The sequence below is a fragment of the Streptomyces sp. NPDC001492 genome, assembly GCF_053597275.1.
Genome location: NZ_JBSFHW010000030.1, coordinates 12,805 through 33,356 on the forward strand (window position 1 = coordinate 12,805; position 20,552 = coordinate 33,356).

Consider the following 20,552-nt stretch of genomic DNA (forward strand, 5'->3'; position numbering starts at 1 on the left):
GACTTCAGCCTTCTTTCCTGCCGTGCCCCGCTGCCGGTCCCAAAGTAGTTGATCAGCGCGTGACATGAGCGGTCGTGGCGTCGCCGTGCGGCGCAACCACAGGTACGTCCGGCTTGCGGGCAGGTATCAGGGCGAGGACCGACAGGACGAAGAAGGCGGCGGCGAGCAGGGCCGGTGTGTTCAGGCCCCAGGCGGTGGCGACCGCGCCGCCGAGCAGGGCGCCCAGCGGAGCCCCGGCGACGGCCAGGGTACGGAAGGCGGAGCTGATCCGGCCGAGCAGGTCGGCGGGGGTGCGCTGCTGCATCAGCGTGGTCGTGTTGACGTTCCACACCATTCCCATGAAGCCGAACACGGCGAGTGCCGCCGCCGTCGCGGTCAGGCTGCGCACGCTGCCCATGACGACGAGAGCGCCCGTCTGCACGAGGCCGGCGAGCAGTACGGCCCGCATGGGGCCGAGGGGGGTGGTGAGCCGCCGGTTCACGGCTCCCCCGGCCAGGCCGCCGACCGTGTAGGCGGTGGTCGCCACCGCGTATCCGGCGGTGCCCGCGTCCAGCCAGCCGGTCACCAGGACGACCAGGGTGGCGATGAGAGCGCCCATGCCGATGTTGCACAGGGCGGTCGCGGCGCACAGTCCGCGCAGGGCCCGGTCGCGCCACAGCGTGCGCAGTCCTTCCGCGATCTCCCGGCGCAGGGTGCTGCCCGTCGGCTTCGGCCCGCGCTCCGGTGCGGCGGTGCGCAGCGAGGCGACCAGCGCGGCGGCCACCAGGAAGGTCCCCGCGTCGGCCACGAAGGGGACCGCGGCCCCGGCGGCGAGCAGCAGCGGCACCGCCGGTGCCCCTAGCAGGCCGCCGGCGATCTGCTGTCCCGTCATCAGCCGGGCGTTGGCACTGCCGAGCGCCTCCTGGTCCACGAGGACGGGCAGCAGGGCCGTGGACGCGTTGTCGAAGAGCGTCTGGAGGGTGGTCAGCACGAAGGCGAGCGCGATGAGCAGCGCGATCGATGCGTGGCCGAACGCGACGGCCGCGGCGAAGGCGGCGACGAGCAGGCCTCGTACCGCATCCACCGTCCACATGGCGCGCCGCTGGTCCACCCGGTCCGCGATCGCGCCGCCGAGCAGACCGAAGACGATCCAGGGCAGATACCCGCAGGCGGTCACGGACGCGATGAGCAGGGGGCGGTCGGTCAGGGAAACGGCGAGCAGGGGCAGCGCCGCGCCTCTCAGGGCGTCTCCGAAGCGGGACACCACCGCGGCCGTCCACAGCCGCCCGAACCCCCCACGCCATGTGGGCGCAGGACTGCCCGCCTCCTCGACCGTCGCCACAACTCCCCCTCACGATCTGCCGATGCACAAACCGTAGAGGGCGCCACTGACAATCGGTCCTGGGGCGGCCGGGGGCCGGGGTACGAAACAGCTCCGGCCAGACACCCCTCGGTGCCCGGCCGGCTCTCAACTCCTAGATCTCGCCCCGCAGTTTGGCGAGCGCCTCGGCGAGGATCGCCTCGCCGTCCGCGTCACTGCGCCGTTCCCGTACGTACGCGAGGTGCGTCTTGTAGGGCTCGGTGCGCGGCGGGTCCGGCGGGTTGTCCCGGTCCTGTCCGGCGGGGAAGCCGCAGCGCGGGCAGTCCCAGGTCTCGGGAACCTGCGCGTCGCTTGCGAAGCTGGGCTGCGTCTCGTGCCCGTTCGAGCACCAGAAGGAGATGCGCAGACGCGGCGCGGACTCGCCGCGCTCGGCCTCGCCCATCGGCCCCGCCCCGACCCGGCTTCCTCGGATCGCGTTGCCACTTGCCACGGTCGTAACTCCCTGCGTGATGGTGCCGCGAAGCGAGTCGGCGTTTCGCTTCGTTGCGAGCGCCTCAGTCTACGTAAGGCCCAACGCGCGTCCAGTGATTGGAGTTACACCCCCCACACCTAGACGCAAGCCCCATGATAGGCCGCGCTCAGCTGCGCGTACCGAACATGGGGCCTTACGTGCGGAATGTGCGTGCTGTGTGCGTCGCTGCTCAGCTGTTCGTCTTCATGATGATGCCGAGTACGACAATGCACGCGAACCAGAGCAGACCGACCACCACGGTGATGCGGTCGAGGTTGCGCTCGGCGACCGAGGAGCCGCCGACGGACGACTGCATGCCGCCACCGAACATGTCGGAGAGGCCGCCGCCCTTCCCCTTGTGCATCAGCACCAGCAGCATCAGCAGCAGGCTGAAGATGATCAGGGCGATCGAGAACCCCAAAACCACGGCTGGACCAACTTCCTCGGATTCGGATGAACGACGGGGGCACAGCAACCAGGCTGCGCCCCCGCAAGGGTACGACGTATCGCCGCTAGCGCATACTCCCAGCTCGTGTCACTGGTCGCGGAAGCGCACGATCTTGACGAACTCGTCCGCGTCCAGCGAGGCGCCGCCGACCAGTGCGCCGTCGATGTCGGCCTGCGCCATGATCTCGGCGACGTTGCCGGCCTTGACGGAGCCGCCGTACTGGATGCGGACCTGGTCGGCCAGCTCCTGGGTGTACAGCTCGGCGATCTTGCCGCGGATGGCGGCGCAGACCTCCTGGGCGTCCTCGGCGCCGCAGACCTTGCCGGTACCGATGGCCCAGACGGGCTCGTAGGCGATCACGATCGACTCGGCCTGCTCGGCCGGGAGACCCTTCAGACCGCCCTCGACCTGGGCGAGCGTGTGCGTGACGTGGTTGCCCGCCTCGCGGACCTCCAGCTCCTCGCCGACGCACAGGATCGGGGTGAGGCCGTGCTTGTAGGCGGCCTTGACCTTGGCGTTGACCAGCTCGTCGGTCTCGTGGTGGTACTGGCGGCGCTCGGAGTGGCCGATCGCCACGTAGGTGCACTTCAGCTTGGCCAGCATCGAGCCGGAGATCTCGCCGGTGTAGGCCCCGGAGTCGTGCGCCGAGAGGTCCTGGGCGCCGTACTTGATCTTGAGCTTGTCGCCGTCGACCAGGGTCTGCACGGAGCGCAGGTCGGTGAAGGGCGGCAGGACGGCGACCTCCACGGCCTCGTAGTCCTTGTCCGCGAGGGCGAAGGCGAGCTTCTGGACGTGGGCGATGGCCTCGAGGTGGTTGAGGTTCATCTTCCAGTTGCCCGCCATCAGCGGCGTGCGCGCGGTCATGTGGGTCAGTCCTCCAGTGCGGCGAGGCCGGGGAGCGTCTTGCCCTCGAGGTATTCGAGGGAGGCGCCGCCGCCGGTCGAAATGTGGCCGAATGCGTTCTCGTCGAAGCCCAGGAGGCGCACGGCCGCGGCGGAGTCGCCGCCGCCGACGACCGTGAAGGCCGGGGAGTCGAGGAGGGCCTGGGCGACCGCCTTGGTGCCCTCGGCGAAATCGGGGTGCTCGAAGACGCCCATCGGGCCGTTCCAGAAGACGGTGGCGGCGTCGGCGATCTTCGAGGCGTACAGCTTGCGGGTCTCCGGACCGATGTCCAGGCCCTCCTGGTCGGCCGGGATGGCGTCCGCGGCGACGGTGGTGGGGTTGGCCGGGGCCTTGGTCTTCAGGTCCGGGAAGTCCGTGGAGACCAGGGTGTCGACGGGCAGCACCAGCTCGACGCCGGTCTTCTCCGCCCGCTCGATGTACTCGAGGACCACCGGGATCTGGTCCTCCTGGAGGAGCGACTTGCCGATCTCGTAGCCCTTGGCCTTGAGGAAGGTGTACGCCATGCCGCCGCCGATGAGCAGGCGGTCGGCCTTGCCGAGCAGCTGGTCGATGACGGCGAGCTTGTCGGAGACCTTGGCGCCGCCGAGGGCGACGACATACGGCCGCTGCACGTTCTCGGTGAGCTTCTTCAGTACGGCGACCTCGTTCGCGATGAGGTAGCCGGCGGCGTGCGGCAGGCGCGCCGGGAGGTCGAAGACCGAGGCGTGCTTGCGGTGCACCGCGCCGAAGCCGTCGCCGACGTAGACGTCCGCGAGGGCGGCCAGCTGATCCGCGAACTCGCCGCGCTCGGCGTCGTCCTTGGAGGTCTCGCCGGCGTTGAAGCGCAGGTTCTCGATGACCGCGACCTGGCCCGGCTCGAGGCCGTCGACGGCCGCGTGGGCGGCGGGGCCGACGGTGTCCTGGGCGAAGGCCACGGGGGTGCCCAGGAGTTCGCCGAGCCGCTCGGCGGCCGGAAGGAGGGAGAAGGCCGGGTCCGGCGCGCCCTTGGGGCGGCCGAGGTGCGAGGCCACGACCACCTTGGCGCCCGCGTCCGCGAGGGCCTTGACGGTGGGCAGGACGGCGCGGATACGGCCGTCGTCGGTGATGAGGCCGTCGGCGAGCGGCACGTTGAGGTCGGCGCGGACGAAGACCCGCTTGCCGTCCACGCCGTCGGCGAGAAGTTCGTCGATCGTCTTCATGTGAGGACTCCTGGTGAGGGCTGCCCTGATCCTACGAGGGCTGATCCGTACGCGAGTCAGGGCCCGGGCGGCGCGTCCCTGCGCTGCCCGAGCCCTGCGTTCACATCGAGGTGCCTGCTCCGTGGATCAGATCAGAGCTGGTTGCCGACGAAGACCGTGAGGTCGACGAGGCGGTTGGAGTAGCCCCACTCGTTGTCGTACCAGCCGAGGATCTTCACCGAGTTGCCCTCCTGGACCATGGTCAGGGAGGAGTCGAAGGTGCAGGAGGCCGGGTCGCTGACGATGTCCGAGGAGACGATCGGGTCCTCGGTGTAGGACAGGTAGCCCTTGAGGTCGCCGTCCTCGGAGGCCTTCTTGAACGCGGCGTTGACCTCGTCCTTGGTGACCTCGCGCTGCAGCGTCACGACCAGGTCGGTGGCCGAGCCGGTGGGGACCGGGACGCGCATGGCGATGCCGTCCAGCTTGCCCTTGAGCTGCGGCAGGACCAGGGCGGTGGCCTTGGCGGCACCGGTGGTGGTCGGGATGATGTTCTCGGCGGCGGCGCGGGCGCGGCGCAGGTCCGAGTGCGGGAAGTCAAGGATGCGCTGGTCGTTGGTGTACGCGTGGACCGTCGTCATCAGGCCCTTGACGATGCCGAAGTTCTCGTCGAGGACCTTCGCCATCGGCGCCACACAGTTGGTGGTGCAGGAGGCGTTGGAGATGACGTGGTGGTTGGCCGCGTCGTACTTGTCCTGGTTGACGCCCATCACGATGGTGATGTCCTCGTCCTTGGCCGGGGCCGAGATGAGGACCTTCTTGGCGCCGCCGGCGAGGTGCTTCTCGGCGTCGGCCTTCTTCGTGAAGATGCCCGTCGACTCGATGACGATGTCGACGCCCAGCTCGCCCCACGGGATGTCGGCGGGGTTGCGCTCGGAAAGGACCTTGATGGTGTGCCCGTCGACGGTGATCGTGTCGGCGGTGTGCGACACCTCGGCCTTGAGGCGACCCAGGATGGTGTCGTACTTCAGCAGGTGGGCGGTGGTCGCGGTGTCACCCAGGTCGTTGACAGCCACGATCTCGATGTCTGCACCCTGCTCCAGCAGCGCGCGGAAGTAGTTGCGACCGATACGACCGAAGCCGTTGATGCCTACGCGGATCGTCACGAACCGATCTCCTCGTTGGTACGCCGGCCATGCGGTGCCGGCGAGCTCTGTTTGGGATGTCCCCGACCACCCCCGACCCTACCTCCCTGAGGGCGCCGTAGTGACATCGAGACGCCCCATACATGGGCAGGCGGTCCGTACCCGCCAGTAGGGGTACGGACCGCCCGGGACGAAAGATCTGGTCACTCTTTTTGACTACGGGGAGCTAGTCATCGTTGACCAGGGTGTTCACCCTTCCAGGGCCGCGAGGGCCTTCTTGATGAGGGTGTTGCGGTCGGCCGCCGCGCCGACGTGTTCCAGGCCGAAGCCCAGCAGCACGGTCCGGTCGGTGGTGATCGCTCCGTATGTCCTGAACAGGGCTCCGGTGCGCGTCCAGTCCTTGAGCACGGCCGGGCTGCCCGCGGGCGGTCCGGACACGCTCCAGGCGCCGAGCGATGTCTCGAAACCCTCGGTCTGGGTCGGCGTGCCGCTCACGACGAGCGAGGCGTCGTCGGCGAGGACCCCGTGGCCGCCGGTGCCCGGGTCGGTGACGTAGGTGACGGAGACCTCGACGGACTTGCCGGCGTACGCACTCAGGTCGAAGTTGACCTGCTCCCAGCCGTTGGAGGCGCCGGTGAGGCTGTTCCAGGCACCGCTCGTGCCCGTCGCGGTGCAGTCGTTGTTGGCGAGGGTCAGGTAGTGCTTGAGCCACGGGTGCTCGTTCACCAGGAAGCCGGCCCCGCACTCGCTCGGCACGGTCTGCCTGGTCGCGCCGCCCTTCTCGGGGAGGGTGGTCCAGTCGTCGGCGCCGGTGGTGTGGGCCTCGACGATCACATGGTCGTAGCCGGGCTCGGTGTCCCAGAGCAATTGGCTGCGCAGGGTGGGCTGCTGGGCCGCGGTGACACCGGTGAGGTCGATGGTGCGGGTGAGGCGCTTGTAGGCATCGTCGGTGTGGACGGCGGCCGCCATGAAGGAGCCGGCGTACGGCCCGTACGGGTTGACGGTCCCGGCGAACTGGCCCGCGCCCGCGCTGGCGAACTGCGGGTACTTGTCGGCGGGCAGCGAGTCGGAGGTGACGCCGTAGGTACCCGCCTTGTCGAGCGGGTTGCCGGTGGCGGCACCGAGCGCCCCGCTGAAGCCGTCCAGCTTGCCGGTGCCGGTGAAGCCGGTGGCCCCGGGCGTCGACGTACGGGAGTAGGCGCCCAGGTAGTACTGGCTGAAGTCGTTCGACAGGGTGCCGCCGCCGAGGTCGACGCTGCCGCCGGCCTGCTCGCCCGCCTCGATCAGCTTGCCGCCCTCGTTGAGGTAGGCGCGCAGCTGGAGCTGGGTGGCGTTGCCGGGGACGCTCGCACCGGTGTAGTGGACGACGGTCCTGAAGTGCTTCAGCACGCCGAGCGCGTCGGGTGCGCCCTGGGTGGCGACGTCCCACACGAGCGCCTTGCGGCCGTTCGCCTTCAGCGCGTCCACATAGGTCTGCGCCTGCGTGGCGGTCGCGCCCTCCTCGGCGACGACGAGGGTGTCGGCCTTGGGCCGCTGGGCGACGGTGTAGGTGAAGTGCTCGCTGGAGACCTTCTTGCCGCTCCTGGACTTTCCGGTGAACCACACCTCGACCTTGTCGCCCGGCTCACCGTCCCTGACCTTGGCCCGGTACTCGTCGAAGTGCAGGTTGTCGTCGCCGCCGTAGGTCTCGCCGCCCTTCCAGGCCTTGAGCCCCTCGTCCTGCGTACGGCCGCCGTTGACGCGGTACTTGAGCTCCTTGTGGCGCACGGCCTTGCGTACGACGACGGAGACCTCCTGGTCCGCACCGCGCGAGTAGGACGTGGCGAAGGTGGCCGGGGTGAAGTCGGCGGCGGTCAGGCCGAGCGAGGAGGACGGTGTGTCGGGGTGCGGGGCGGTCTCGGCGACCGAGAGCGCGAAGGGGATGTTCTTCTCGAACTCCTGCTGGATCAGCTTCTCGTCGTCCGGGAAGTTGAAGACGGACTGGCAGTCGGCCGCCTTCCACTGGTCGCCCGGGTCGATGTTCGACGCCGTCTGGCACGTCGACATCTCGGGGGTGAACATCGACATGCCGTTGACGTTCCCCGCGTGGCCGTCCGCCTCGCCGTTGGTGGTGTACAGCTCGGAGGAGACCTGCGGGCGGTAGCCGGGGATCGCGGAGTGGTCCGGCGACCCGGCGAGAGCCTTGTAGACCACGTCGTCGGGCGTGGGGGTGGCCACCTGCCAGCCGACGCCGTAGAGGAGGAGTTCGGCGGCGGAGTGGTAGTTGATGGCGTAACTGAAGCCGATGCGCTTCTCGAAGGCGTCCAGCGCCCTGGTCTCGGGCTCGGAGGCGGGGCTCGCGCCCCGGTAGGTCTCGCTGGTGGGGTTGGGGGACGAACCCTCGTCGTCGTAGCCCCACTTGTAGGCGAAGTTGCGGTTGAGGTCGACACCGTCACCGGTGGATATGACGCCGTCGCCGTTGACGTCCCGCAGGTTCTTGCGCCACAGGCGGGTGTCGGAGTTCTTGAAGGTGTAGTCGTAGCCGTCGGGGTTGGCGGAGATCACGAACCACAGCTCGGTGGAGTCCACGATCTTCTTGATGCGCTGGTCGGTCTTGTAGTGGTCCAGGTAGTAGTGCATCAGCCGGCGGGTCATCTCCGGCGTGATCCACTCGCGCGCGTGCTGGTTGGACATGTAGAGGACGGACGGCTTCGAGCCGTCCTTGGACTTCTTCGCGCCCTTGGTCAGTTTGAGGGCGAGGATGTCCTGTCCGTTGACGGTCTTGCCGATGGAGACGACCTTGGTGAGGCCGGGGTTCTCCTGCCCGGTCCGGACGATCTCCTCCTTGAGGCCGCCGCTTCCGCTGTACGGGCGGAACACGCCCTGGGCGGCGGCGTCCACGCGCTTGACGGCCCTGGCCGAAAGCGTGTGCTCGGTCAGGGCGACGCCCTGCTTCCCCAGCTTCCGGGCCTGTCGGCCGGTGAGGTAGACCTCAACCGAGGCGGTGCCCTTCTCCGGGACCTGTTCGCCGAGTTCCTGGCCGTCCTGTCCGGCCGCCAGCAGCAGGGGTACCTGCTTGGCGGTGACGTCGGCGCGGTAGACCCTGACCTCGTTGGGGTCGGATCCCTGCGAACTTCCGTTCTGCGCCTGGGCGATGGGTGCGAGGCTCGCTCCGCCGAGCAGGAGCGCGCCGACAGCGAGGATCGATCTCGCTCTGTGTCTCATGAACCCCCCTAGCAATGGTCCGCCACAGCAGCGAACTGTTGCCAGGCTCATGACACTTCATGATCGAGTCAAGGGCGCCTCATGGACAGACAAATGCCGGTGCCGACGCCCCAAGTGGGCATCGGCACCGGCATGTTGAGTGATCTTCAGGTGTCCTTCTACGAGGTCAGCCGACCAGGTTGTCGGCCATCTCCTCGGTGATGCTGGACTCCGTGCCCGGAATGCCGAGGTCGGAGGCGCGCTTGTCGGCCATCGCAAGAAGCCGGCGGATACGGCCGGCGACGGCGTCCTTGGTCAGCGGCGGATCGGCGAGCGCGCCCAGCTCCTCCAGCGAGGCCTGCTTGTGCTCCATGCGCAGACGCCCGGCGGCCGCGAGGTGCTCGGGTACCTCCTCGCCGAGGATCTCCAGCGCGCGCTGCACGCGGGCGCCGGCGGCGACGGCCGCGCGTGCGGAGCGGCGCAGGTTGGCGTCGTCGAAGTTGGCGAGACGGTTCGCCGTGGCCCGCACCTCGCGGCGCATCCGGCGCTCCTCCCAGGCCAGCACCGACTCGTGCGCGCCGAGGCGGGTGAGCAGGGCGCCGATCGCGTCGCCGTCGCGGACGACCACGCGGTCCACGCCGCGCACCTCGCGCGCCTTCGCGGCGATCGACAGCCTGCGGGCGGCGCCGACCAGGGCGAGCGCGGCCTCCGGGCCGGGGCAGGTCACCTCGAGGGAGGAGGAGCGGCCGGGCTCGGTCAGCGAGCCGTGCGCCAGGAAGGCGCCGCGCCAGGCGGCCTCCGCATCGCAGGTGGCCCCCGAGACCACCTGCGGGGGCAGACCGCGGATCGGGCGGCCGCGGCCGTCGACCAGTCCGGTCTGCCGGGCCAGCTGGTCGCCGCCGGCGACGACCCGTACGACATAGCGCGAACCGCGGCGCAGTCCGCCCGGCGCCATCACGATCAGCTCGGAGCTGTGACCGAAGATCTCCAGGATGTCCCGCTTCAGGCGCCGCGCCGCCATCGCGGTGTCCAGCTCCGCTTCGATCACGATGCGCCCGCTGACCAGGTGGAGGCCGCCGGCGAACCGCAGAATGGCGGAGACCTCCGCCTTTCTGCAGCAGGTCCGGGTGACGGGGAGCCGGGAGATCTCATCCTTCACCGCTGCCGTCATCGCCATGGGCCGATCCTTCCATGCATCCGAAAAATACGGTCGTACGCGGCGGCCAGCAGCTCCGGGTCGTGCCGCGGAGTTCCGTCCCTCCGGGCCACCGGCGCCAGCTCGACCGCGGCACCGAGCCGCTTGGCGGCCTCGGTGAGCACGTCACGGTCGGGCACGGCGGCCTCGTCGGCCAGCACCACGTCCAGGGCGAGTTTAGGGGCGTGTCGTCCCAAAACCTCCAAATGACGCTGCGGGGAGAAGCCTTCGGTTTCTCCGGGCTGCGGGGCGAGGTTCAGCGAGAGTACCCGGCGGGCCTTGGTCTCGGTGAGGGCGTCCAGGAGTTCGGGAACGAGCAGGTGCGGGATGACCGAGGAGAACCAGGAGCCGGGGCCGAGGACGACCCAGTCGGCGTCCAGGACCGCCTCGACGGCCTCGGGGACGGCGGGCGGGTCGTGCGGCACGAGGTGCACGGACTGCACCTCGCCCGGCGTCAGGGCCACGGTCGCCTGTCCCCGCACGGTGTCGACGTCCTCGGGCCGCTCCGGGTCGTGCCCCTTGACCAGCGCCTGCAGCTCCAGGGGTACGGCGGACATGGGCAGCACCCGCCCGTGCGCGCCGAGCAGCTTGCCGACCAGGTCGAGGGCCTGGACGTGGTCGCCCAGCTGTTCCCACAGGGCGACGATCAGGAGATTGCCGACCGCGTGTTCGTGCAGGTCGCCCTTGGACTGGAAGCGGTGCTGGATGACGCGGGCCCAGGTCTGTCCCCAGTCGTCGTCGCCGCACAGCGCGGCCAGCGCCTTGCGCAGGTCGCCGGGCGGGAGCACGCCCAGCTCGTCGCGCAGGCGCCCGCTGGAGCCTCCGTCGTCGGCCACGGTGACGACGGCGGTGAGGTCGCCGGTGATCCGGCGCAGGGCAGCGAGCGAGGCGGACAGGCCCATGCCGCCGCCGAGGGCGACCACCTTGGGCTGCGCGCCCCGGCGGCGCGGCCGGGCGCCACGGGCCTCGACGGGCCGGCCCGAGCGGGACTCGGGCACGACCCGGCGCAGCCTGCTCAGCCGCGGAGAACGTTCCGTCATTCGCGTCCCATGTCCCGGTGCACGACCACCGTCTCCACGCCCTCGGCCGCAAGACGTGCGGCGAGCTTCTCCGACATGGCCACCGAGCGGTGCTTGCCGCCCGTGCAGCCGATGGCGATGGTCACGTACCGCTTGCCCTCGCGGCGGTAGCCGGCCGCGATGAGCCGGAGCAGCTCGGCGTAGCGGTCGAGGAACTCCTTGGCGCCGGGCTGGTTGAAGACGTAGGCGGCGACCTCTTCGTTCAGGCCGGTGAAGGGGCGCAGCTCGGGGACCCAGTGCGGGTTGGGCAGAAAGCGCATGTCCGCGACCAGGTCGGCGTCGACCGGGAGGCCGTACTTGAAGCCGAAGGACATGACGGTGGCCCGCAGCTCGGGCTCCTCCTCGCCGGCGAACTGGGCGTCCATCTTGGCGCGCAGCTCGTGCACGTTCAGGCTGGAGGTGTCGATCACCAGGTCGGCGTCGCCGCGCAGCTCGCGCAGCAGCTCGCGCTCGGCGGCGATGCCGTCGACGATCCGGCCGTCGCCCTGGAGGGGGTGCGGGCGGCGCACCGACTCGAAGCGGCGCACCAGGGCGTCGTCGGAGGACTCCAGGAACACGATCCGCCGGGTGACGTGCTTGGCCTCCAGGTCGGCGAGGGACTCGCGGAGGTTGTCGAAGAAGCGGCGGCCGCGGACGTCGACGACGACCGCGATCCTGGCGACGTTGCCCTGCGAGCGGGCGCCGAGCTCCACCATGGTGGGGATCAGCGCGGGCGGCAGGTTGTCGACGACGAACCAGCCGAGGTCCTCCAGACACTTGGCGGCGGTCGACCTGCCCGCTCCGGACATGCCCGAGATGATCACCAGCTCCGGAATGGCCGCCTCGGGGACCGCTCCGGTGGTGTCGCTGCCCGTACTCACCTGTGCTCCGTCTCCGGTCTGGCTTTCTTGCCCGTCGTGCTCGTTCACATTCATGTCTCCTGCCCCCGTCGTTCGTCCGGCGCGCCCGTGGCCACGGGCTGCCCGCTGGAACCCATGGTGGAGGGTTCCTCCTCCATGATCTCTCCAGTGGCCGTGTTCACGGCGGGCGCGGCCGGAGCCGCCTGGGCGAGGGCCACGGCGATCGTCTCGGCCGTCTTGCGGCCTATGCCGGGGACCTCGCAGATCTGGTCGATGGTGGCGGATCGTAGTTTCTTCAGCGAACCGAAATGTTTCAGGAGTGCCTGCTTGCGTGTGTCGCCGAGTCCCGGCACGTCGTCCAGGGGGCTCGACCTGAAGCGCTTGGCCCGCTTGGTGCGCTGGTAGGTGATCGCGAAGCGGTGGGCCTCGTCTCGGACGCGCTGCAGCAGGTAGAGGCCTTCGCTGGTGCGGGGCAGGACGACCGGGTCGTCCTCGTCCGGCAGCCAGACCTCCTCCAGGCGCTTGGCGAGGCCGCACACGGCGACGTCGTCGATGCCGAGCTCGTCGAGGGCCTTCTTGGCCGCGGCGACCTGGGGCTGCCCACCGTCCACGACGACGAGCTGGGGCGGGTAGGCGAACTTCTTGGGGCGGCCGTCCTCCTCGGTGAGCGTGTTCTCGCCGTCGGCCCACTCCCCCGTCTTCTCCTTCTCCACGAGATAGCGCCGGAAGCGGCGACTGATCACCTCGTGCATGGATCGGACGTCGTCCTGCCCCTCGCCGTGCCAGATCTGCGTGTCTCCGACACGACCCTTGATCTGGAAGCGGCGGTACTCGCTCTTGCGCTGCAGGCCGTCCTCGAAGACGACCATGGAGGCCACGACGTCGTCGCCCTGGAGGTGCGAGATGTCGTAGCACTCGATGCGCAGGGGGGCGCTGTCCAGGTCGAGGGCCTCGGCGATCTCCTCCAGGGCACGCGAGCGCGTGGTCAGGTCGGAGGCGCGCTTGGTCTTGTGCAGCACGAGCGCCTGCTGGGCGTTGCGCTCCACCGTCTCCATCAGGGCCTTCTTGTCCCCGCGCTGCGGGATGCGCAGCGAGACCGCGGAGCCGCGGCGCTCGGTGAGCCACTCCTGGACGGGCTCCACCGGGTCGGGCAGGGCGGGGACGAGGACCTCCTTGGGGACGGAGTCGCCCGTCTCCTCGCCGTACAGCTGCTGCAGGGCGTGCTCGACGAGGGCACCCGTGGTGATCTCCTCGACCTTGTCGGTGACCCAGCCGCGCTGGCCGCGCACGCGTCCGCCGCGGACGTGGAAGATCTGGACCGCTGCCTCCAGCTCGTCCTCGGCGACCGCGATCAGGTCGGCGTCGGTCGCGTCGGCGAGCACGACCGCGTTCTTCTCCATGGCCTTCTTCAGGGCCTCGATGTCGTCGCGCAGCCGGGCCGCCCGCTCGTACTCCATCTCCTCGGCCGCCTGGGTCATCTGCTTCTCGAGGCGGCGCAGGTACGTCCCCGTGCGGCCGGCCATGAAGTCGCAGAACTCCTCGGCCAGTTCGCGGTGTTCCTCGGCGGAGACCCGCTCGACACAGGGGGCGGAGCACTTGCCGATGTAGCCGAGCAGACAGGGGCGGCCGGTGCGGGCGGCGTTCTTGAAGACACCCGCCGAGCAGGTGCGCACCGGGAAGACGCGCAGCAGGAGGTCCACGGTGTCGCGGATCGCCCACGCGTGCCCGTACGGCCCGAAGTAGCGCACGCCCTTGCGCTTGTGGCCGCGCATCACCTGGACGCGGGGGAACTCCTCGTTCATCGTCACCGCGAGGTACGGGTAGCTCTTGTCGTCGCGGTACTTGACGTTGAACCGGGGGTCGAACTCCTTGATCCAGGAGTACTCCAGCTGCAGGGCCTCGACCTCGGTGGACACCACGGTCCACTCCACGGACGCGGCCGTGGTGACCATGGTGCGGGTGCGGGGGTGGAGTCCGGCCAGGTCCTGGAAGTAGTTCGCCAGGCGCTGGCGCAGGCTCTTCGCCTTTCCGACGTAGATCACCCGGCGGTGCTCGTCACGGAACCTGTACACCCCTGGCGAGTCCGGGATCTGTCCCGGCTTGGGGCGGTAGCTGGAGGGATCGGCCATGTCTCACACCCTACTGGCGAGGGCTGACAGCGCGGCGGGCCTGTGGATCGGGTCTCGGCCAGGAGTCCATCGCTGTTGGGTCTCAGGTGTTGTCGGGACTAGGTCAACACGCTTCAATGCGGGGGAACTCGGGACCGGGAACGACGGCGTACGGATGTGAAGACTCCACGGCGCCGACGGGGTGGCCCCGAAACACGCACGAACCCGGCCCGACCAGCCGTAGCGAGCATTCACAGAAAGGCCCCTGCATGCCGCACGCCACACAGCACGCGGACGTCGCCGCTGTCGCGACCGCGGAACTGGACTCGGCCCTGCGGGGCGGCCCCTTCCACGTCGCACTGCGTGCCGCGATCGCCGCCCGCGGACTGCCGCTGCAGCGCGTGCAGCACCATCTGTCGCGCTACGGGGTCAAGGTCGGTGTGACGAGCCTGAGTTACTGGCAGCAGGGTGCCCGGCGCCCGCAGCGCCCCGAGTCCCTGCGGGCCGTACGCGCACTGGAGGAGATCCTCCAGCTGCCGGAGGAGTCCCTGATCCGGCTGCTCGCCGAGACCGACGAACCCTCGTGCGCGGAGCGCCCCGCGGGCCGCTCCTACCGCTCCCTGGTGGAGGCGTCCGGCGTCCTGGAGCGGCTGCTGGCCGAGCTGGGCTCGCCCCTGGACGGCGGTCTGCACACCCTGGGCCACCACGAGCGGGTACGCATCGGCGCCCACCGCGAACTGGCGGGGCGCGAGTCCCAGCACATAGTGCGCGCCCACAAGGACGGGGTCGACCGCTTCGTGGCCGTCCACCACGGCGACCCGGGATGCGCGCCGGAACGCATGCGGGTGCACGCACTGGAGAACTGCCGCACGGGACGCGTGCGCGTGCACCACGACACCGGCGTGCTCGTGGCCGAGTTCCTCTTCGACACCCGCCTGCGGGCCGGGGACACCTTCCTCTTCCGCTACGGCATCGAGGACGGCACCGCCGGCGTGTCCCGCGAGTACATCCGCGGCTTCGGGCCGGCCGGCGGGCAGTACGCGCTCCAGGTGCGCTTCCACGAGCAGGCCCTGCCCTCCCGCTGCCACCGCTTCGCCCAGCACTCGCCCGCCGCGCCGCGCAGCGGCCGCCAGGAACTGCCCCTCAGCGGCCGCCACCACTCGGTCCACCTCGTCGAGCCCCGGGTGCGGACGGGGGTCGTGGGCATCGGGTGGGACTGGGAGTGAGCCCCGCCTTACGGGCGACCGGATCGGCGCACTTCTCCCCGCTCACGGGACGTAAACGTTTACGCAAACGTTTACGTGGGCCGCCGGATGGGATACCGTCCCCGCCGGAAGGCACACCGTGCCGTCGAAAGGCCGGGCCCAGAAGGGGGACGCGATGGCGACCATGGCCGACGTCGCTCGAAGCGCCGGGGTCTCCGTCGCGACCGTCTCGCATGTCCTGAACGACACCCGGCCGGTCCTCCCCCACACCCGCCAGGCCGTCCTGGACGCCGTCGACCGGCTCGGCTACACCCCGAACACCCTCGCCCGCTCCCTGGTGACCTCGCGCACCCGCTCCATCGGGCTCGCGGTGTCGGCGATCAGCAACCCGTACTTCACGGAGATCCTCCAGGGTGTGGAGGCCGGAGCCCTGGAACACGGTTACAGCCTGCTCATCGCCGATCCGCACGACGACCCGGAGCACGAGCTCAAGGTCGTCCAGCTGCTGCACGAACGCCGGGTCGACGGCATGATCGTCGCCCCTTCGGCGAACCCGGGCGGCCTCCTCGCCTACCTCGGCCGCCACGGTGTGCCGGCCGTCTTCCTCGACCGGGTCGTCGCCGGCCCGGCCGACGGCGCACCCGTCCACGACCAGGTCTGCGCCGAGAGCGTCGAACCGACCACCCGGCTGGTCACCCATCTCGCCGAGCTCGGCCACCGCCGGATCGCCCTGGTCGCCGGCCGGCCCGGGCTCAGCACCACCCGCGAACGCGTCGCCGGGTACCGCCACGGCCTCGCCGCCTCCGGGCTCCCCCACGACGAACGTCTCCTGGTGCACGGCAACTCCGAGTCGGCCGACGCCGAGCGCGCCACCACGGCTCTTCTCTCCCTTGCCGCGCCGCCCACCGCACTGGTCACCGCCAACAACGCGATGACCATCGGTGCTCTGCGCGCCCTGCGCGACGGCGGCGTGTCCGTGCCCGGGGACATGGCCCTGTGCTGCTTCGACGACTTCGCCTGGGCGGACCTGTTCTCGCCGCGGCTGACCGCCGTCGCCCAGCCCAGCCGGGAGATCGGCGCCCGGGCGGTCCAGGTGCTCCTGGAACGCCTCGCCTCCCCGGACCGTCCCGCCCGCACCCTTCGGCTTCCCTGCACGTTCGTGCACCGGACCTCGTGCGGCTGCCCGGAGGGAACACCGCGGTCCGAACAGCCCGAACAGCCCGAGAGATTCGAGCAGCCCGAGAAGTCCGGGAAGCGCGAGAAAGGAACCACCTCGTGATCGTCGTAGCCGGTGAGGCTCTGATCGACCTGGTACCGCAGGGCACGGGTGCTCTCGCGGGCCTGAAGCCCGCGCTCGGCGGCGGTCCCTACAACACCGCCGTGGCCCTCGGCCGTCTCGGCTCCCCCACGGCGTTCTGCTCCCGCACCTCGCGCGACGCCTTCGGCGAGGCGCTGCTCGGCGGACTGCGCGCAGCGGGCGTGGACGTCTCGGCCGTGCAGCGCGGTGCGGAGCCGACCACCCTCGCGGTCGCCGCGGTCGACGGGGACGGATCCGCCGCCTACTCCTTCTACGTCGAGGGCACCGCCGACCGGCTGTTCGTGGCGCCCGATGCGCTCCCCGCCGGGACGCGGGCCGTGTCCTTCGGCACCTGCTCGCTGGTCCTGGAGCCCGGGGCGACGGCCTACGAGACCCTGCTGCGGACCGCGGCCGCGCAGGGCGTGTTCACCGCGCTCGACCCCAATATCCGGGCGGGCCTGATTGCCGACGCCGACGCCTACCGGGCGCGTTTCCGGAGCTGGCTGCCCTCGGTGTCGCTGCTCAAGCTCTCCGAGGAGGACGCCCTGTGGCTGGGCGGCTCCCCGAAGGAGTGGCTGGCCGCCGGACCCGCGGCCGTCGTGATCACCCATGGCGGTGACGGGCTCAGCGCCTTCACCCGGGACGGCGCCGTGTACCCCGTGCCCGGCGAGAAGGTCGACGTCGTCGACACCATCGGCGCAGGCGACACGGTGAACGCGGCTCTGCTGCACGGTCTGGCCGCCCAGGACGCCCTGTCCCCCGAGGCGCTCCTGGGACTGGGTGCCGATGGCTGGACCAGGCTGCTGCGCTTCGCGGCGCGGGCCGCCGCGATCACCTGCTCCCGGGCGGGCGCGGAGCCGCCGTACGCGTCCGAGGTGAACGAGGTGTAGGGCCCCTTCTCCATCCGGCGCGGGCCCCGCAGCCCGGCTTCAACGGGCGGCGCCCCGCGGGGAGTTCTCCGCGGGGCGCCGCACTGTTCCGGATCTGTCAGGCCTTCCGTGCCCGCGTCGTCTTCTTCGCGGGCGTCGCCTTCTTGGTGGCGCCGGCCGCCTTCTTCGTGGCCGTGTTGTTGGCGGTCCTGGCCGTCGTTGTCTTCTTCGCCGTCGATCCCGCCGCGACCGTCTTCCTGGCCGCGGTCTTGCGCGGGGCCGGTACCGAGCTGGCGTCGCTGATCCGGTCGGCGCCGAGGATCTCCCGCAGGAACTTGCCGGTGTGGCTGGCCGGGATCCCGGCGACCTCCTCGGGCGTACCTTCGGCGACGACGAGCCCGCCGCCGGCGCCGCCCTCGGGCCCCATGTCGACGATCCAGTCGGCGGTCTTGATCACGTCGAGGTTGTGCTCGATGACGATGACCGTGTTGCCCTTGTCGACCAGGCCGGCCAGCACCGTCAGCAGCTTGCTGATGTCCTCGAAGTGCAGACCGGTGGTCGGCTCGTCCAGGACGTAGACCGTACGCCCGGTGGAGCGCTTCTGCAGCTCGCTGGCGAGCTTCACACGCTGCGCCTCGCCGCCGGACAGGGTGGTGGCGGACTGGCCGAGCCGGACGTAGCCGAGACCGACGTCGTTCAGCGTCTTGAGGTGGCGGTTGATCGCCGGGACCGCCTCGAAGAAGTTCATGGCTTCCTCGATGGGCATGTTCAGGACCTCGGCGATGGACTTGCCCTTGTAGTGGACCTCCAGGGTCTCCCGGTTGTAGCGGGCACCGTGGCAGACCTCGCACGGGACGTACACGTCCGGGAGGAAGTTCATCTCGATCTTGATGGTGCCGTCGCCCGCGCAGTTCTCGCAGCGGCCGCCCTTGACGTTGAAGGAGAAGCGGCCGGGCATGTAGCCGCGGACCTTCGCCTCGGTGGTCTCGGCGAACAGCTTGCGGATGTGGTCGAAGACGCCGGTGTATGTGGCCGGGTTGGAGCGCGGGGTGCGGCCGATGGGCGACTGGTCGACGTGCACGACCTTGTCGACGAGGTCGTCGCCGTCCACGCGCGTGTGCCGACCGGGAACGCTCCTCGCGCCGTTCAGCTCACGGGCCAGGTGCGTGTACAGGATGTCGTTGACCAGCGTCGACTTGCCGGATCCGGACACGCCCGTGACCGCGGTGAACACGCCCAGCGGGAACGAGACGTCGATGTCCTGGAGGTTGTTCTCGCGGGCGCCGTGCACCGTGAGCCTGCGGGAGGGGTCCTGCGGGCGGCGGACGTCGGGCAGCGGGATCGCCTTCTTGCCGGCCAGGTACTGGCCGGTCAGGGACTCGGCGTTGGTGAGCAGCTCCTTCAGGGAGCCGCTGTGCACGACCTTGCCGCCGTGCTCGCCCGCGCCGGGGCCGATGTCGACGACCCAGTCGGCGACCTTGATGGTGTCCTCGTCGTGCTCGACGACGATGAGCGTGTTGCCCATGTCGCGCAGTCTGACCAGGGTCTCGATCAGCCGGTGGTTGTCGCGCTGGTGGAGGCCGATGGACGGCTCGTCCAGGACGTACAGGACGCCGACGAGGCCGGAGCCGATCTGGGTGGCCAGGCGGATGCGCTGGGCCTCGCCGCCGGAGAGGGTGCCGGCCGCACGGTTCAGCGAGAGGTAGTCCAGGCCGACGTCGACCAGGAACCGCAGCCGCTCGTTGACCTCCTTCAGCACGCGCTCGGCGATCTTCTTGTCGCGGGCGTTGAGCTTCAGCTCGCCCAGGAAGTCGGCGCAGTCGCTGATGGACATGCCGGAGACCTCGGCGATCGACTTCCCCATGATCGTGACCGCGAGGACGATCGGCTTGAGGCGGGTGCCCTGACAGGTGGGGCAGGGCACCTCGCGCATATAGCCCTCGAAGCGCTCACGGCTGGCGTCGCTCTCGGACTCGCTGTGCCGGCGCTTGACGAAGGGAACGGCGCCTTCGAAGGGCGTGGTGTAGACGCGCTCGCGCCCGTACCGGTTGCGGTAGCGGACCTCGATCTGCGTCTTGTGGCCGTACAGCAGGGCCTTCTTGGCGCGCTGCGGCAGCCCCGCGAAGGGGATGTCGGTCCTAAATCCCAGGGCGTCCGCCAGGGCGCCGATCAGGCGGCCGAAGTAGTCCTTGGTGTGGCCGTGCGACCAGGGGTGGATGGCGCCCTCGTCGAGGGACTTGTCCTCGTCCGGGACGATCAGCTCGGGGTCGACCTCCATGCGCGTACCGATGCCGGTGCACTCGGGGCAGGCGCCGAAGGGCGAGTTGAAGGAGAAGGAGCGCGGCTCCAGCTCCTCGAAGGACAGGTCGTCGTACGCGCAGTACAGGTGCTCCGAGTACATGCGCTCGCGCTCGGGGTCGTCCTCGGGGAGGTCGACGAAGTCGAGCACGACCATGCCGCCGGACAGGCCGAGGGCGGTCTCCACGGAGTCGGTGAGGCGGCGCTTGGCGGAGTCCTTCACCGTGAGGCGGTCGACGACCACCTCGATGGTGTGCTTCTCCTGCTTCTTCAGCGTGGGCGGGCTGGAGAGCTGGATGGTCTCGCCGTCCACACGCGCGCGGGAGTAGCCCTTGGTCTGGAGATCGGCGAAGAGATCGACGAACTCTCCCTTGCGCTCGCGCACCAGCGGCGACAGCACCTGGAAGCGGCTCCCCTCCGGCAGCTCCAGGACCTTGTCGACGATGGCCTGCGGCGACTGGCGCGAGATCGGGCGGCCGCACTCGGGGCAGTGCGGCTTGCCGATGCGTGCGAAGAGCAGACGCAGGTAGTCGTAGACCTCGGTGATGGTGCCGACCGTCGAGCGCGGGTTGCGCGAGGTCGACTTCTGGTCGATGGAGACGGCCGGGGACAGCCCCTCGATGAAGTCGACGTCCGGCTTGTCCATCTGGCCGAGGAACTGGCGGGCGTACGAGGAGAGCGACTCCACGTAGCGCCGCTGCCCCTCGGCGAAGATGGTGTCGAAGGCCAGCGAGGACTTGCCCGACCCCGACAGGCCCGTGAAGACGATGAGCGAGTCGCGCGGCAGGTCGAGCGAGACATTCTTGAGGTTGTGCTCGCGCGCGCCACGGACGATGAGACGGTCGGCCACGCCGGTCCGCACCTTTCTTGGCTTGAGAGGAGTGACAGGGGCGAGGCCCCCGTGCTTTCTCAGACTAGGGGGAGCCACTGACAACGCCGGTCGGATTCCCGGGTTGCATAACAATCCCCGGCTCTCCAGCATGCCCGACGCCACGCTCGACCATATAGCACGCGCATT

At 70.1% G+C, this 20,552-nt stretch carries 15 protein-coding genes; 3 read left to right on the forward strand and 12 right to left on the reverse strand.

Translation table 11 applies throughout. The features are described 5' to 3' along the window. Positions 1-52: 52 nt before the first annotated feature. From ACWC1K_RS32250 to uvrC, 11 genes are all read right to left on the reverse strand, one after another. Entirely contained in the window at positions 53-1,321 is a 1,269-nt protein-coding gene (locus ACWC1K_RS32250; protein WP_450836474.1) for an MFS transporter, read from the reverse strand. A gap of 133 nt (positions 1,322-1,454) precedes the next feature. Beyond that, positions 1,455-1,790 carry an RNA polymerase-binding protein RbpA gene (locus ACWC1K_RS32255; RefSeq protein WP_003976875.1) on the reverse strand — a complete coding sequence of 112 codons (336 nt, stop codon included), beginning with the start codon at positions 1,788-1,790 and terminating at the stop codon, positions 1,455-1,457. A gap of 211 nt (positions 1,791-2,001) precedes the next feature. Further along, entirely contained in the window at positions 2,002-2,232 is a 231-nt protein-coding gene (gene secG / locus ACWC1K_RS32260; RefSeq protein WP_450750579.1) for a preprotein translocase subunit SecG, read from the reverse strand. Between the two features lie 114 nt (positions 2,233-2,346). Further along, positions 2,347-3,123, reverse strand: coding sequence for a triose-phosphate isomerase (tpiA, locus tag ACWC1K_RS32265; RefSeq protein WP_450836475.1), 777 nt, complete (start codon positions 3,121-3,123; stop codon positions 2,347-2,349). A 5-nt stretch (positions 3,124-3,128) separates the two neighbouring features. Next, entirely contained in the window at positions 3,129-4,340 is a 1,212-nt protein-coding gene (locus ACWC1K_RS32270; protein WP_450836476.1) for a phosphoglycerate kinase, read from the reverse strand. A 131-nt stretch (positions 4,341-4,471) separates the two neighbouring features. Next, positions 4,472-5,482, reverse strand: a complete 1,011-nt coding sequence (gene gap, locus ACWC1K_RS32275; RefSeq protein WP_351469319.1) for a type I glyceraldehyde-3-phosphate dehydrogenase — start codon at positions 5,480-5,482, stop codon at positions 4,472-4,474. A 228-nt stretch (positions 5,483-5,710) separates the two neighbouring features. Beyond that, positions 5,711-8,665 carry a M14 family zinc carboxypeptidase gene (locus ACWC1K_RS32280; protein ID WP_450836477.1) on the reverse strand — a complete coding sequence of 985 codons (2,955 nt, stop codon included), beginning with the start codon at positions 8,663-8,665 and terminating at the stop codon, positions 5,711-5,713. Positions 8,666-8,831: 166 nt separating this feature from the next. Beyond that, positions 8,832-9,821 carry a DNA-binding protein WhiA gene (gene whiA, locus ACWC1K_RS32285; protein WP_351469325.1) on the reverse strand — a complete coding sequence of 330 codons (990 nt, stop codon included), beginning with the start codon at positions 9,819-9,821 and terminating at the stop codon, positions 8,832-8,834. Further along, positions 9,812-10,879, reverse strand: a complete 1,068-nt coding sequence (locus ACWC1K_RS32290) for a gluconeogenesis factor YvcK family protein (protein ID WP_351469328.1) — start codon at positions 10,877-10,879, stop codon at positions 9,812-9,814. The genes whiA and ACWC1K_RS32290 overlap by 10 nt, the downstream gene beginning before the upstream one ends. Continuing rightward, a complete protein-coding gene (gene rapZ / locus ACWC1K_RS32295) occupies positions 10,876-11,832 on the reverse strand; it encodes an RNase adapter RapZ (RefSeq protein ID WP_450836478.1) in 957 nt (318 codons plus the stop codon). The genes ACWC1K_RS32290 and rapZ overlap by 4 nt, the downstream gene beginning before the upstream one ends. Beyond that, complete coding sequence (gene uvrC / locus ACWC1K_RS32300; protein ID WP_450836479.1) at positions 11,829-13,886, reverse strand: excinuclease ABC subunit UvrC; 2,058 nt, start codon at positions 13,884-13,886, stop codon at positions 11,829-11,831. The genes rapZ and uvrC overlap by 4 nt, the downstream gene beginning before the upstream one ends. Positions 13,887-14,134: 248 nt before the next feature. On the opposite strand from uvrC, the gene ACWC1K_RS32305 reads away from it, so the two are divergent. The 3 genes from ACWC1K_RS32305 (at position 14,135) to ACWC1K_RS32315 (ending at position 17,257) form a co-directional block, all read left to right on the forward strand. Continuing rightward, the gene (locus tag ACWC1K_RS32305; protein ID WP_450836480.1) at positions 14,135-15,091 is read left to right on the forward strand and encodes a hypothetical protein; all 957 of its coding nucleotides are present in this window, start codon (positions 14,135-14,137) and stop codon (positions 15,089-15,091) included. 154 nt (positions 15,092-15,245) lie between these two features. After that, positions 15,246-16,349: a LacI family DNA-binding transcriptional regulator gene (locus tag ACWC1K_RS32310; protein ID WP_450836481.1), complete on the forward strand. Its 1,104-nt coding sequence runs from the start codon at positions 15,246-15,248 to the stop codon at positions 16,347-16,349. Beyond that, complete coding sequence (locus ACWC1K_RS32315) at positions 16,346-17,257, forward strand: carbohydrate kinase family protein (protein ID WP_450836482.1); 912 nt, start codon at positions 16,346-16,348, stop codon at positions 17,255-17,257. Before ACWC1K_RS32310 ends, ACWC1K_RS32315 begins: the two co-directional genes overlap by 4 nt. 97 nt (positions 17,258-17,354) lie before the next feature. On the opposite strand, the gene uvrA is transcribed toward ACWC1K_RS32315, so the two are convergent. Next, complete coding sequence (gene uvrA, locus ACWC1K_RS32320) at positions 17,355-20,384, reverse strand: excinuclease ABC subunit UvrA (protein ID WP_450836483.1); 3,030 nt, start codon at positions 20,382-20,384, stop codon at positions 17,355-17,357. Between the last annotated feature and the right edge of the window lie 168 nt (positions 20,385-20,552).

Excerpts from the sequence above, each read along its gene's own strand:
- tpiA (WP_450836475.1), bottom strand. The coding sequence starts at position 3,123 with ATGACCGCGCGCACGCCGCTGATGGCGGGCAACTGGAAGATGAACCTC.
- whiA (WP_351469325.1), bottom strand. The coding sequence starts at position 9,821 with ATGGCGATGACGGCAGCGGTGAAGGATGAGATCTCCCGGCTCCCCGTC.
- uvrC (WP_450836479.1), bottom strand. The coding sequence starts at position 13,886 with ATGGCCGATCCCTCCAGCTACCGCCCCAAGCCGGGACAGATCCCGGAC.
- ACWC1K_RS32280 (WP_450836477.1), bottom strand. The coding sequence starts at position 8,665 with ATGAGACACAGAGCGAGATCGATCCTCGCTGTCGGCGCGCTCCTGCTC.
- ACWC1K_RS32270 (WP_450836476.1), bottom strand. The coding sequence starts at position 4,340 with ATGAAGACGATCGACGAACTTCTCGCCGACGGCGTGGACGGCAAGCGG.
- ACWC1K_RS32310 (WP_450836481.1), top strand. The coding sequence starts at position 15,246 with ATGGCGACCATGGCCGACGTCGCTCGAAGCGCCGGGGTCTCCGTCGCG.
- ACWC1K_RS32290 (WP_351469328.1), bottom strand. The coding sequence starts at position 10,879 with ATGACGGAACGTTCTCCGCGGCTGAGCAGGCTGCGCCGGGTCGTGCCC.
- rapZ (WP_450836478.1), bottom strand. The coding sequence starts at position 11,832 with ATGAATGTGAACGAGCACGACGGGCAAGAAAGCCAGACCGGAGACGGA.
- ACWC1K_RS32305 (WP_450836480.1), top strand. The coding sequence starts at position 14,135 with ATGCCGCACGCCACACAGCACGCGGACGTCGCCGCTGTCGCGACCGCG.